The sequence below is a fragment of the Streptomyces sp. NPDC048442 genome (genome assembly GCF_040651475.1).
Taxonomy (GTDB): Bacteria; Actinomycetota; Actinomycetes; order Streptomycetales; family Streptomycetaceae; genus Streptomyces.
The window spans coordinates 156,283-170,262 of sequence record NZ_JBEZKB010000016.1; the positions used below are offsets into that span (position 1 = coordinate 156,283).

The following is a 13,980-nucleotide window of genomic DNA, read 5'->3' on the forward strand; positions in this document are numbered from 1 at the left end:
ACCGTACCGGAGCCGCTTCGTACCACGAGACGTTCTTCGCCCCACCGGTGTCCCCTTTCCCACAGAGTTCCTCTCCGCACGGACAGGAGTGACCACCGTGGACCAGCGGGGCGCCGAGGAACAGATACGTGAGTGACAAAGAGCAGCGGGCGACTACTTTGCGCCGACCCGTGCGGTGCCCAGCAGGCGTGCGGCCTCGTTCGTTGGTTCCGCGCCTCGCCGGCCCCAGCGTGGTGGTGTGCTGGAGCGCCCAGGTGTACGCCAGGGACTCCGGCCGGCTCGCGTCCGGGGCGGGCTTGTGGGCCTGGAGCAGGGCGAGCGCCCGGCCCGTGCGGTGGGCGGTCTCCCGGCGTTCGGCGAGCGGGCGTTTCACGTACTGGCTCATGTGTGCCGCGAGTGCGGTCGTGGGGCGCAGGTCGTCGAGGCCGCCCCGGGGGTCGGTGGTGTGCAGCGGCAGCGCGCCCCTGTCCAGGTCGGGCACCGGTGACCGCGCACTGTGTCGTCTCATGGCTTCCACCCTGGTGGGGCGGCCGGCGGACAACCATGCGGTGAACACCCGGACATGGTGTGGGGCCAGGTACACCGGGGGCCTTCCCGCAGGCAGGGGGCAAGTGGAACCTGGCAGGCCGCTCAACTCCCGACGTGGTTCGTCCCGTTGGGGTTGCTCGGAACGTCCGCACTCGTCACCGAGTGACTAGTTTCGGACATACGTACGCAGCGAGGCCAGGAAACGCTCGTCACAGCCCCGACACTCCGGCAGACAGCGCCCCGCACCGTGGTCACACATAGCCGTTCATACGCGTAGTTCATCTGTAAGTTGCCCACATCTGCCAAAATATTTGCGTGAGTTGGGCCTAACGGCAGGAAAAACGACCGGAAGTCTCCTGTTTGTTTTGACTCCAGATCTTCCCGTGGTGAAGGTCTTGTGCATGCCCACCTCGTCACAAGCCGCTCCCGGCGGCCTCCTTCGTCTGCGCGACTTTCGCCTGCTGCTCGCGGGAGCGGCGGCCAGTCAGGTAGGCGCCCAAGTCACTCTGGTCGCACTGCCGCTGGTGGCCGTACTCGAACTCCGCGCCCCCGCCTTCCAGGTGGGGCTGCTCACCGCGGCCGAGACCGCTGCGTTCCTGCTCATCGGGCTGCCCGCCGGGGCGTGGGTGGACCGGATGCGCAAGCGCTCGCTGATGATCCGGGCCGACCTGGTGCGCGCCGCCGCCATGGCGAGCGTGCCGCTGGCTGCGGTCGCCGGCGTGCTGACGATGGGCCAGCTCTATCTGGTGGCCCTGGTCACCGGCGTGGCCACGGTCTTCTTCGACGTGGCGCACCAGAGCTATCTGCCGCAACTGCTCCCCAGGGAGCAGCTGGTGGCGGGCAACGGCGCCCTGGAAACGGTACGGTCGTCCGCCCAGGTGGCGGGACCCGGACTCGGCGGCGGGCTGGTGCAGCTCGTCGGGGCCCATCTCGCGATCGTGGCCGACGCGATCGGGTACGCCGTATCGGCACTGTTCCTGATGGCGATACGGCAGCCGGAGAGCAAACCCGAACCGGTGCCCGGCGCTTCGCTGCGCAAGGACGTCGGCGAGGGGCTGCGCTTCGTGCTCGGCCATCCGCTGCTGCGGGTCATCGCCGCCGCGACCGGCCTGGCGAACTTCTTCGCCGCCGTACTGATGGCCACGCAGACGGTGTACCTGGTGCGGGTGCTCGGCCTGCAGCCCGGGGTCCTGGGGCTGATGCTGTCGGCGTCGGCCGTGGGCGGGCTGGCCGGCGCACTCTGCGCGGGGCCGATCGCCCGCAGGTTCGGCCAGGCGCGGGTCATCTGGCTGGCCCCGCTCACCACCGGGCTGTTCGCCCTGCTGTGGCCGCTGTCGGGCAAGGGTGCGGCGGCGGCACTGTTCGCGGTCGCCTCCGGCGTGGTCTTCTTCGGCGCGGTCGTCTACAACGTCGCCCAGGTGAGCTTCCGTCAAATGCTGTGCCCGCCCAGGCTGTTGGGCCGGATGAACGCCACCCTGCGGTTCATGATGTGGGGCACCCTGCCGCTGGGCGCCCTCGTCGGCGGAGCGATCGCGGACGGCTTCGGCGCACGCGCCGCCCTGTGGGTGTGCGCGGTGGGCTTCCTCGTCGTACCGCTGCCCCTGCTGCTCTCACCGCTGCGCACGATGCGCGACCTGCCTGACCCGGAGCCCCAGGACACGGAGCCCGAGGAATCTGAGCCCAAGGTCACGGTGCCCCAGGACGCGGCGAAGGCCGCCACGGACTGACAGCACCCCGTCATTCATGTCACTCGCATCACTCACGTCACCCCCATTACGAGAGAGGATCACGTGCACCCCAGCATCACCGGCCAGTACCTGAACCGCTACCAGCGTCTCGCCTTGAGCGACGAGGGGGCGGGCCTGCTGCCCGTCACCGGCGCCCAGCGCCGCTTCGTCCTGGTACGCGCCATGGACCCGTCCGGCCGCCCGGACACCGTCCCGATGTTCTTCGCATTCCCGCGCGGCACCGTGGACACCGCGCGGCTGCGCGCCGCCGCACAGTCTCTCGCCGCCCGCCATCCCGCGCTGCGCTCCCGGACCTTCGTGTACAGGGGCACCCCGGTACTCCGCCCGGCGGAGCCCCACGTGCCGGTGGAGCAGGTGAGTCGTGCCCCCGGCGAGAACGCGCACGACGCGCTGCGCCGCGCCGTGGGTGCCTGGTCGCACGACGGGCCGCCGCTGCGCCTGTTCCTGGCACAGGGGGACCAGGACGCGGCCGGCGCTGCCGAGGAAGTGCTCGCGGTCGTACTGGACCACGCCGCCTGCGACGGGCAGTCGCTCGCCCGCATCGTCGAGGAACTGGGCGACGCCTACCGGGACCGGCTCGGGCCCGCCGACGTGTCCACCGCCGACGTCGCCACGGGGCTCGCCGACTACCGGGAGGCGGTCCTGCTCCAGCTGGAGGCCGAGCGCCGGGCCGGCTCCCCCGACGCGCTCGCGTACTGGGGCGACCGGCTGCGTACGGTGCAGGAACGCGCCCCCAAGCCCGACAACTCCGGCCGTACACCCACCGGCGCGGCCGAACTCCGCATACCCGCCGACCGGTCGGGGGTGCCGTTCGCCTCGCTGCTCGCCGCCTGCCGGGCCGCCGCCGAGGTGCTGTACGGGACCGGGCAGGTGCCGCCGATCGGCTACCCGTGGGGCGGGCGTCCCGCCGGGGCCGCGCCGGTGCTCGGCTGCTTCCTCAACACGGTGGTCTTCCCCGCCGCCACCGACCCGGTGCGCCCCGCGCCAGACCTGACCGCGACCCAGTGGTGGGACGACCTGGACCGGGCCGACACCCCCTTCGACGAGGTCGTGCACGCCGCCAGGGCCGCGGGGTCGCGGTGGTCGGGCGCGCTGGACGGCCTGCTGACCGTGGACGACGCCCGGCGCCGTCCGGCGCTGCGGCTCGGCGGGACCACCGGCCGGGAGGTGCACGTGGACGGCCGTCAGATCCGGGCCCCCTTCGCCGTCTCGGTCGTCCAGGGCCCCGAGCTCAGCCTGCGGATGGTGTGGGACCGCACCGTCCTCGACGACGACACCGCACAGGACGCCTTCGCCGCGCTGTGCGGGGAACTGCGGACCGGCCTGCCCGTCGGCTGAGTCCCGTTGCGTACCACCTCCGGTGCGGCCCGCGCGATCCGCGGACCGGCCGGCAGACCCTCCGGCGGCGGCCGCGACCGCGTCCCCGCCCCTTCTCGACCTCCGACCCGACAACCCAAGGGATCGCCATGCTCCCCCTCTCCTCCTCGCAGGAGATCGTCTGGCTGCACGAAGAAGTGCAGCCGGGCAGCCGCGCCTACAACTTCACCGCCTCGCTCGATCTGTGGGGCACCCTCGACCGCGACGCCCTGCGGCGCGGGCTGACCGCCGCCCTGGAACGCCACCCGGGCCTGCGCCTGGAGCTCGTGCCGGTGCCCGGCGCGATGCCAGGACAGCGGGTCGCCGACGTGTGCCCGCTGCGGCTGCACTCCGTGGACCTGAGCCAGGAGGCCGATCCCGAGGGCGCGTTCCAGGCGCTGCTGCGGTCCGAGGCCGAGAGCCCGCTCGACACCTTCGAGGCTCCGCTGCTGCGCTGGACGCTGGTCAGGATGGGCGAGGACCGGCACCGGCTGATCCACGTCGAGCACCATCTGATCCACGACGGGCACTCGTTCGCGATCCTGCTCGCCGACGTCTTCGGCGTCTACCGCGCGGAGGTGCTCGGCGAGAGCGTCTCCCTGCCGGCCCCCTCGTCCTACGCCGACCACGTCCTCGCCCAGGCGGGCCCCGCGCGGGCCGATGAGGTGCGCACCGGTCTCGCATACTGGACCCGCGAGCTGGAGGGCGCTTCGTACGACATGCCGCTGCCGGGGCTGACCCGGCCGGGCGCCCAACGTCGCCACCACGGCGGGCAGTTGCGCCAGTCGATCGGCGCGGACCTGGCCGAGCGGCTGCGGGCGCACGCCAAGGAGCGCGGGCTGACTCCGTTCGCCACGCTCCTCGGCCTCTTCGCCGAGCTGCTGCGGCGGCACAGCGGGCGCTCCGAGATGGTGGTCGGCACCGCCGTCGGCAACCGTCCGCTCGGCTTCGAGGACGCCGTGGGGATGTTCGTCAACACCATCCCGCTGCGGCTGCGCCTCGACCCGGACGCCCCCGCCGAGGACACCATGGACGAGGTGACGGACACCCTCGTACGGGCACTGCCGTACCAGGAGGTGCCGGTCCAGGAGCTGACGCGGGCGCTCGGTCTGCACACGTCGGGTGCGGACAACCCGCTGTTCTCCGTGATGTTCAGCGCGCACGACGCGGTGCTGCCCGACCTGGAGGTGCCTGGTCTCGACATCTCCCTGTTCGAGGGGTTCAACACCGGCACCACCCGCTTCGACCTCGACGTGGTGCTGCTGCCGGACGACCGGCGCGGGGTCGGCCCCCGGCACGGTGTGGCGGGCATGACGATGGTGTGGGACTACGACGCCGACCTGTTCGGCGAGGACGTGGCGCGGCTGATCGCCGGGCGCTTCCTCGACCTGCTGCGGGCCTATCTGGACGCGCCGGGGACGACGCTGGCCGCACTCGCTCCCCCGGCCGCGGCGCCCGCCGCCGAACCGGAGCTGCCGGTGGCGGCGGACCTCGATCCGCTCGACCCCCTCGCCGCCCACGACCCTTCGCTGCCCGCCGTGCTGGTCGGCGCCAGGCGGCTCACGTACGGCGAGCTGAACGAGCGGGTCGAATCCCTCGTACGGCGGCTGCGCGAAGCCGGTGTCACGGCAGGTCAGCCGGTCGCCGCGGTGCTGCCGCGCGGTGTGGACTCGGTGGTGACGCTGCTCGCCTGTCTGCGCAGCGGCGCCGTGTACTGTCCGCTGTCGCCGTCCGACCCGGCCGCCCGCCTGGAACTGCTGCTCAACCGGCTGGGCCCGGCCATGGTCCTCACTTCCGCCGGGAGCGGCGTGAGCGTGCCGGCGGGGCTGCCTGCCGCCGGGGTCGAGGACGCCGTGCTGCCGCCCGCCGCACCGGCCCAGGCCGTGCCCGGTGCCGCGTACGTCATCCACACGTCGGGCTCGACCGGGATCCCCAAGCCGGTCGCGGTCGGGCGGGCCGCGCTGCGCAACCATCTGACCGGCGTCGCCGACCGGTTCTCGCTGGCCGCCGGGGACCGGGTGCTGCTGTTCGCGCAGCCGTCCTTCGACGTGGCGCTCGAAGAGGTGCTGCCTTCGCTGTACGCGGGTGCCTGTCTGGTGGCGCCCGAGTACGAGGTGCTCACCGGCGCCGAGCTGACCGAACTCCTGGTCGGCGCGCGGGTGTCCGTGGCCAACCTGCCCACCAGCTACTTCCTCGCCACCCGCGACGAGCTCCAGCCCGCGCTGCGGGAGGGCCGCTGGGCGCCGAGGCTGCTCGTCCTCGGCGGCGAGCGCATCCCGGCGGACGTCCTGCGGACCTTCCTGCGGGACACCGGCTCCGGCAGCGGCACCGATGTGCGGGTGCTGAACGCGTACGGCGTGACGGAGGCGTCGATCAGTTCCACCGTGTACGAGATCGACCCGGACGCCCTGCACGACGGGGCCGAGATTCCGCTCGGCACCGAGCTGCCCGGCGAGCGGATCCACGTACTGGACGCGGGTCTGCGCCCGCTGCCGGACGGCGCGGTCGGTGAACTGGCCGTGGCGGGAGCCGGGTTGGCCGAGGGGTACGTCGGCAACCCGGAGACCACCGCCGCCCGTTTCGTGCACCTGCCCGCGCTCGGCGGCGAGCGGGTCTACCTCACCGGCGACCTCGGTTTCCGTGGCCCCGACGGGCTGCTGCGCTTCCTGGGACGGCGCGACAACCAGGTCAAACTGCGCGGCTACCGGATCGAGCTGGAGGAGGTGGAGGCCGCGGCCTCCGCGGTGCTCGGCGGCCGGTCCTGTGCCGTCGTGCTCGACCGGGAGTCCGCCGGGGGCCCGCGTCTCATCGGCTTCCTGAAGCACTCCGCTGCCGAAGAGGCGTGGGACGAGCAGGAGTTGCACAGTGCGCTGAGCGGCAAGCTGCCCGGGGCGCTGGTGCCGGGCAGCTGGGTGCGGCTCGACACCATGCCGACGCTGCCGGGCGGCAAGCCGAACCGGACGGTGCTGGCGAAGCTGGCCGCCGAGCTGGAGCCGGCGGCGACCGCCGCGGAGCCGGCCGGGGAGCAGGGCAGGGAGCCGGCCGGGGAGCAGGGCAGGGAGCCGGCCGGGGAGCAGGCCGGGGAGCAGGACGCGCTGCCCGACCTGTCCCGTTCCGACGACCCCGCGCTGGCGCTGCTCGCGGAGGGGTGGCGGGAGGTGCTCGGACACGGGCGCTTCGGGGAGGGTTCGCACTTCTTCCAGATCGGCGGGCACTCGCTGCTCGCCGCACAGCTCGCGGCCTGGCTGGAGCCGCGTCTCGGCGACCGGCCGCCGCTGCGTGTGCTGTTCCGCAACCCGGTCTTCGCCGACCAGGCCCGCGCGCTGGCCGCCACGACCGCATCGAAGGAGTCCTGATGACCGACAAGTTGAGGGAGAGTCAGGAAATGGCTCCAAGTGTACTGTCCGGCAAAGCCGTTGATGCGGAGACTTCGGGCATCCCGGGGGTTCTCGCCCAGTACGAGGAGTGGGTGCGCCGTACGCCCGAGGCTCCCGCGGTGGTCGACGGGGCGCACTCCTGGACGTACCGGCAGATCGACGAGGCGGCCGACGCCGTCGTACGGGCCTGGAACGGGCGGGTGTGCCCCGGCGACCTGGTCGGGGTCTGCCTGGACCGTTCCGCCGCGCTGGTGGTGACCGCGGTAGCGCTGGCCCGGGTCGGCGCGGTCTACCTGCCGCTGGGGCCGCGCCCCGGCGAGCGCCGTATCGCCGCGGTCGGCGAGGACGTCGGCGTCACCTGTCTGATCGGCGCCCCCGAGGTGCTGCCGCAGCGCCACCGGGAGGCCGAGCACCTCGTGCTGCCGCTGCCCGGTGAGGGGGCCAACGCGGTGGCAGGGGCGGTCGCCGCCTTCCTCCCGCCCGCACCCGGATCCCGTCCGGCGCCCGCGGGCGCGCTGTACTCCGTACTGACCTCGGGCTCCACCGGCCGCCCCAAGGCGGTCGCCGTGGCCGGGCCCGCCCTCACCTCGCTCCTCGCCTGGTACCGGGAGGAGACCGGGCTCGGCCCCGGCGACCGGCAGTCCCTCCTCATCGGCGTCGCCTTCGACCCGCACGTCATGGAGCTGTGGGGCGGTCTGACCTCGGGCGCGGCCCTGATACCCGCGCCGGACGCGGTCCGCTGGGACCCGAGCGCGCTCACCGACTGGTGGCGCGAAGCCGCCGTGACGGTCGCCGTCACGGCCACCCCGATGACCGAACCGCTCCTGGACCGCCCCTGGCCGCAGGACCTGGTGCTGCGGCACCTCGTCGTCGGCGGCGACCGGATGCGCCGCAGGCCGGGCGCCGACGTGACCGCCGTGGTGCACAACGCGTACGGGCCCGCCGAGGCCACCGTCGCCACCACCACGCACGCCATGCGGGCCACCGATGGCGATGTGCACGACGATGCGGCGCCGCCGATCGGCGTGCCCCTGCCCGGGGTGTGCGTTCTGGTGGCCGGCCAGGACGGCCGGGTCGTTCCGCGCGGCGAGGACGGTGAACTGCTCATCGGAGGCGCCCAGTTGGCGCTCGGCTACCTCGATCCCGAGCTGACGGCGAACCGTTTCACCGCCCCGCCCTCCGAGGGCGTACCGCCGGAGGTGGACCGGGTCTACCGCACCGGCGACCGGGTGCGGATGCGCGCCGACGGGGTCCTGGAGTTCCTCGGCCGTCTCGACGACCAGGTGAAGATCAGCGGCGTGCGCATCGAGCCGGCCGAGGTCGAGTCCGCGCTGGAACAGGACCCGGCGGTCCACAGCGCGGTGGTCGTCGCACCCCGTGACAGCGACGGCCGTGCCCGTCTCGTGGCGTACGTACTGCCCGTCGCCGGTTCCCTGCTCGCCCCGCCGGACCCGGACGCCCTGCTCGCCTCGGTGCGCGCCTGGCTGCCCGAGCAGGCGGTGCCCTCGGCGGTGCGGCTGGTGGACGCCTTCGCGCTGGACGCCAACGGGAAGGTCGACAGGGCCGCGCTGCTGAAGCAGGAGCTGCTTCCGCCCGCGGAGCAGACGGAGAGTGCCGGGACTGCGAGCACTGCCTCGTTCCCGCAGGGCGCGACCGCGAACGAGCGGCTCGTGCTGGGAACCGTACGAGAACTCCTCGGCCGCCCCGGCACCGTGCTGGAGGACAACTTCACCGACATCGGGGGCACTTCCCTGGCCGCGGCGAGGCTGCTTGCCGCCGTCGAGCAGGAGACCGGGGTGCGGCTGCGCGCGCCGGAGCTGCTGCGCCAGAGCGACCTGCGGGCAGTCGTCGCCGTGCTCGACAAGCGGTGTGCCGCCGCGGCACAGAAGGCGGGGGTCTGAGATGTCCGAGATCTTTGATACGCGCTCCGAGACACACCTCGACCTGCCCTCTCTCCTCGCCCACCGCGCCGAACTCAACCCCGACGCGCTGGCCCTGATCGACGGCGGGACGACGCTGACGTACCAGCAGCTCGTCTCCGCCGCCCGTGGTCTGGCCGTGCACCTCCAGGAGCAGGGCGTGCGTCCCGGTGACTCCGTGGCCCTGCTGACGCGGCGCTCGGTGCGCACCGTCGTCGCCCAGCTCGCCCTGTGGTGGGCGGGCGCGGTGTGCGTACCGCTCGATCCGGCGCACCCACGGGCACGTACCGAGGCGATGATCGCCGATTCCGGGGCCGTGCTGACGGTCGGTGACGGCGAGCTGCTGAAGTCCGCCGAGGTGAGCGGCCCCCGCCTGGCGCTGAGCGCCGATGCCATCACTGCCGATGCCATGGCTGCCGACGCGGTGCCTGCCGACGCGCTCCCTGCCGACGGTTCTACGGCGCTCGTGGGGCCGGGTCCGGACGCCACTGCGTTCATCATGTTCACCTCGGGGTCCACCGGCCGGCCCAAGGGCGTCGCCGTCCGGCATGCTGCCGTCGCGGCGCTGGTCACGGATCCCGCGTACGTCACGGTGACCCCGCGCGACCGGGTGCTGCTGCACTCCCCCGCGACGTTCGACGCCTCGACGTTCGAGGTGTGGGTCGCCCTGGCGAACGGCGCGGCCGTCGTGGTCTGCCCCGCCGACCGGCCCTCCTTCGAGAACCTGGTCCAGGAGGTGGAGCGGCACGGGGCCACCGTCGCCTTCTTCACCACGGCGCTCTTCCACCAGCTCGCCGCCCGCCGCTCCCGGGTCTTCGCCCTGCTGCGCTCCGTGGTGGTGGGCGGCGAGGCACTCTCCGCCCTGCACGCCCGGTCGGTGCTGCGGGAGTTCCCCTGGCTGGAACTGGTCAACGGGTACGGGCCGACCGAGACGACGACCTTCGCGACCGCTCACCGGGTCACCGGCGCGGACGGCGCGGGCCCGATGCCCATCGGCCGCCCGATCGCCGGGGCCACCGCACACGTGCTCGGCGAGGACGGCCGTACGGTCGCACCCGGCGAGCGGGGCGAGCTGTGGATCGGCGGCGCCCGGCTGGCCCGGGGGTACGTGGGACAGCCCGAGCTGACCGCCGAACGGTTCGTCACCCACCCCTCGCACGGCCTCCTCTACCGCACGGGCGACCTCGCGTCGGCCCGCCCCGACGGGGTCCTCGACTACCACGGCCGCACCGACGACCAGGTGAAGGTGCGCGGCCACCGGATCGAACCGGGCGAGATCGAGCACGTACTGAGGAAGCAGCCCGAGGTGGACGACGCGGCGGTGACGGTACGCCGCCCGGCCCCGGACGACGCACGGCTCGCCGCCTTCGTGGTGCCGGTCGCGGGCACCACGCCCGACCTGAAGAAGCTGCGGTCCCGCCTCGCGGAGCTGCTGCCCGGCCATCTGGTCCCGGACGAGCTGACCGTGGTCGAGCGGCTGCCGCTCACCACGTCGGGAAAGGTGGACCGGCGGGCGCTCGCGGAGCGCGATCCGGCCGCGGCGGGGGCGAACGCGGTGCCGAAGATCCCGCTCCAGCGGACCGGGGACGCATGGACCGCGCGGCCGGTGGCCCCACTCCAGCAGACCGGAGCCGACGAAACCCCGCTCCCGCAGACCGGAGCCGAGCACACCACAGTCCCGCGGACCGGAGCCGAGCACGACACAGTCCCGCAGACGGGAGCCGAGGAGACCGCGCCCCAGCATGCCGGGGCCGGGCAGTCGGTGCCGCCGCTGACCCCGCTCCAGGAGGCCGTCGCCGAAGTGTGGGCGCGTTCGCTCGGATGTGAAGTGGCCTCCCCCGACGACGACTTCCTCGCTCTCGGCGGTCACTCGCTGCTCGCCCTCGTCGTCACCGACGACCTCCGCGAGGACCTCGGCGTGGAACTCTCCCTCGCCGACTTCTTCGCCTCGCCCACCGTGGCCGGGCACGCCGCCCTCGTCGAACGGGCGCTGCTGGCGGCCCACACCGATCTGCACCCCCTGCCGCAGCCCTCGTCCCTCCTCCAGCCCTCTTCCCACCCCCAGTCCCCTTCCCTCCCCCAGTCCCCTTCCCTTCCGCACCCCGACGCGCCGGAGCACCCCGATGTCCCTTGACACCCCCGCCTCCCTCCAGCAGGAGCTGCTGCGCCGGGCCCGCTCCCGTACCACGTCCCGGCCCTCCGCACCGACCCCCGTCACCGGATCCGAGTCCGGCCCCGCGCCGCTCTCGCACGCCCAGCGCCGCATGTGGCTGATGGACCGGCTCGGTCACCGCGTCGGCGTCTACAGCGTGCCCTTCGCGACGCGGTTGACCGGTCCCCTGGACCTGGACGCGCTCGGCGAAGCACTCACCGCGCTGGTCGAGCGCCATACGATCCTGCGCACCCGGTACGGACAGCGCGACGACGTGCCGTACCAGGAAACGCTGCCCGCCCCTGCCGCCGTCCCGGTGCGCGTGGTCGACACCGCCGGCAGCTCCGACGACGAGGACTGGGCCCCTCTGCTGACCGCCGAGGCCGGCCTCCCGTTCGACCTCGCGGCGGGCACGCTGCCACGCGCCCTGGTGCTGCGGCACGGGCCCGAGGACCACACCGTGCTTCTGACGTTCCATCACATCGCGGTGGACGGACACTCGTTGGAGACCGTCGCCGACGAGCTCGGCCGCCTGTACGCGCGCGCCGCCGGCGCCGGTACGGGCACCGACACACCGCCGCTGCCCGTGTCGCCGCCGCAGTACGCGGACTTCGCCCGGCGCGAGCAGACGGCGGCCGACCGGCTCGGTCACGGCCTCGACCACTGGGCGCGAGAACTGGCCGGAGCCGTGCCGCCCGCACTGCCCCGTCCCGCGACGCCACCCGCCGACCTGGCGGACCGGCCCGCGGCCGTACGTCTCGAACCCCTGGGCGCCAAGGTGCCGGACGCCCTGCGCGAGCTGGGCCGCCGGCGCCGGGCCACGCTGTACACCGTGCAGCTCGCCGCCGCCTTCGCCGCGCTGCACCGCCTGACCGGCGAGAGCGACCTCGTGATCGGCTGCGCGGCAGGTCACCGCGAGGGCCGGGACATGGACGGTCTGGTGGGGCTGTGCGTCAACACCCTGCCGGTACGGGTGGACCTGGCCGACGACCCCGAGTTCGGGGTGCTGGTGGAGCGGGTGCGCGACGCGCTGCTGGAGGCGCAGGAGCACCGGCAGGTACCGTACGACCTCATCATGGAGCGGCTCGGCGCGGCGGCGCGCGGCGGCGACGGCACAGCGCTGGTCCGGGTGACGTCCGACGTGCTGGGCGAGCCGACGGCGCTGCGGCTGCCGGGACTGCGGGCCGAAGCGGTCGAAGTCACCGTCGCGGAGGCCAAGTTCGACCTCACCTTCGGGCTGGTGCACACGGAAGGCCCGGCGAGCCTGGTGCAGTACGGGCGGGCCGCGCTCGACGACGGGACGGGGGCGGCGCTGGGCCGCTCCTTCGCGGCACTGCTGACCGCGGTCGCCGCCGACCCCTCCTGCCGTATCTCCGAGTTGCCGGGACCATCGGCGCAAGGACCGGCCGGCGCGGTCCCCACATCCGCGCCGCACCCGGCCGAGACCGCACTTCGCGCCCACCCCCGGGTCGCCGACGCCGCAGTTCTCGACCTGCCCGGCGGACCGCTCCTCGCGTACGCCGTGCTGCGGGAGTGGAGCGGGCCCTCGCCCGCCCTGTTGCGCGCCGCGATACGGGACGTACTGGACCGGGACCTGGTGCCGGCCACGGTCATGCTGCTCGACGCGTTGCCGCGTACCGCGAACGGTGCGCCGGACGCCGGCCGGCTGCCCGGCGCGCCGGTGCCCGGCGCACTGCACGGGCCGCGCGCCGAGGCCGTGACGGCGGCCTTCGCGCAGGTGCTGCAGGGGCGCCGCCCGGCGCCCGACGACGACTTCTTCGCGCTGGGCGGGCACTCACTGGCCGCCGTACAGCTCGCCGAGAAGTTGCGTACCGGGCTCGAACTGCCGCTGACCGGGCTGGACATCATGGAGTCGCGCACCCCGCGTGCTCTGGCTGCGCTCCTCGACACCCGTGCCGCCGCACGGCAGGCCGCAGTGACGGCAGCACCGGCCCTGCGGCCTGGGAAGCGGCGCACCACCAAGCCCGGAACGGTCCTGGTGACCGGCGGAACGGGTGGTGTCGGCGCCTTCGTCCTGCGCGAACTGGCCGCCCTCGGCAGGCCGGTTCTCGCACTCGCCCGCCCCGAGTCGGCGCACCTGGTGGCCGGGGACGGCGTCGAGGTGGTGGAGGGCGACCTGAGCGACCTCGACGGTCTGCGCGCTGCGGTCGCCGGTGCGGACGCGGTGATCCACGCGGCCTGCACCTTCACCCGGCCCGAGGTCGACGTGGCCGCGATGCGGGCGATGGCCGAGGCGTGGAACAGCGGCCCCTTCGTCTTCGTCAGCAGCGTCGACGCGTACGGTCACCCGGCGGACGCCCTGGTGGCGGAGGAGGCCCCGTCCCGGCAGCCGTTGAGCCCGTACGGCCAGGCCAAGGTCGACTGCGAGTCCCTCCTGCTGCGGGCCGCGGGCACCGGCGGGCGCGGCGGCGCGAGCTCCGTCCGCTCCCCCCTCGTCTGGGGCCCGCACGACCGGCTGCGCGACCAGCTGCGCTGGGGGGCCACCGGGCTGCTCTACCAGGCCGCCCGCAACAACGCCCCGATCACCCTGCCGTCGCCCGGCACGGGCGGCCACGAGTGGTACGGCGCTCCGTGGGTGCACGCGGCAGCACTGGCCCGCGCGGTGACCGCGTGCCTCGACACCCCGGTGCACGGTGTGGCCAACGCCGTGAGCGGTCACGTCGGCTGGCCGGAGCTCACGGAGGAGCTGCGCACCCTGCTGGGCAGCGACAGCACCGTACGGTCGGACACCCAGGTGCACCCGGACCTCGACCACCACTGGCACTACCGGGCGGAGCGGCTGGCTTCCGCGCTGCGTCCGATGGCCGGCGAAGACCTCCGTACGGTGCTGACGGAAATGGTCGCTCCGGTCACACTCTGACCCCTGTCCTGACCTTTGT

At 73.8% G+C, this 13,980-nt stretch carries 6 protein-coding genes; all 6 read left to right on the top strand.

Going from position 1 to position 13,980, the window contains the following annotated elements:
• Positions 1-929 precede the first annotated feature (929 nt).
• The 6 genes from AB0D18_RS23910 (at position 930) to AB0D18_RS23935 (ending at position 13,961) form a co-directional block, all read left to right on the top strand.
• On the top strand, positions 930-2,255 hold the full coding sequence (locus AB0D18_RS23910; RefSeq protein WP_362421984.1) for an MFS transporter: 1,326 nt from the start codon (positions 930-932) through the stop codon (positions 2,253-2,255).
• Between the two features lie 63 nt (positions 2,256-2,318).
• Entirely contained in the window at positions 2,319-3,614 is a 1,296-nt protein-coding gene (locus tag AB0D18_RS23915) for a non-ribosomal peptide synthetase (protein WP_362421987.1), read from the top strand.
• A gap of 128 nt (positions 3,615-3,742) precedes the next feature.
• On the top strand, positions 3,743-6,988 hold the full coding sequence (locus tag AB0D18_RS23920) for an amino acid adenylation domain-containing protein (protein ID WP_362421990.1): 3,246 nt from the start codon (positions 3,743-3,745) through the stop codon (positions 6,986-6,988).
• Positions 6,989-7,017: 29 nt separating this feature from the next.
• A complete protein-coding gene (locus tag AB0D18_RS23925) occupies positions 7,018-8,910 on the top strand; it encodes an amino acid adenylation domain-containing protein (RefSeq protein ID WP_362421992.1) in 1,893 nt (630 codons plus the stop codon).
• Position 8,911: 1 nt separating this feature from the next.
• Positions 8,912-11,062, top strand: coding sequence for a non-ribosomal peptide synthetase (locus tag AB0D18_RS23930; protein WP_362421995.1), 2,151 nt, complete (start codon positions 8,912-8,914; stop codon positions 11,060-11,062).
• A complete protein-coding gene (locus tag AB0D18_RS23935) occupies positions 11,052-13,961 on the top strand; it encodes a condensation domain-containing protein (RefSeq protein ID WP_362421998.1) in 2,910 nt (969 codons plus the stop codon). Before AB0D18_RS23930 ends, AB0D18_RS23935 begins: the two co-directional genes overlap by 11 nt.
• Positions 13,962-13,980: the final 19 nt, after the last annotated feature.

What these genes read in the sequence shown, in the direction of transcription:
- AB0D18_RS23935 (WP_362421998.1), top strand. Translation starts at nt 11,052, where the DNA reads ATGTCCCTTGACACCCCCGCCTCCCTCCAGCAGGAGCTGCTGCGCCGG.
- AB0D18_RS23920 (WP_362421990.1), top strand. Translation starts at nt 3,743, where the DNA reads ATGCTCCCCCTCTCCTCCTCGCAGGAGATCGTCTGGCTGCACGAAGAA.
- AB0D18_RS23910 (WP_362421984.1), top strand. Translation starts at nt 930, where the DNA reads ATGCCCACCTCGTCACAAGCCGCTCCCGGCGGCCTCCTTCGTCTGCGC.
- AB0D18_RS23930 (WP_362421995.1), top strand. Translation starts at nt 8,912, where the DNA reads ATGTCCGAGATCTTTGATACGCGCTCCGAGACACACCTCGACCTGCCC.
- AB0D18_RS23925 (WP_362421992.1), top strand. Translation starts at nt 7,018, where the DNA reads ATGGCTCCAAGTGTACTGTCCGGCAAAGCCGTTGATGCGGAGACTTCG.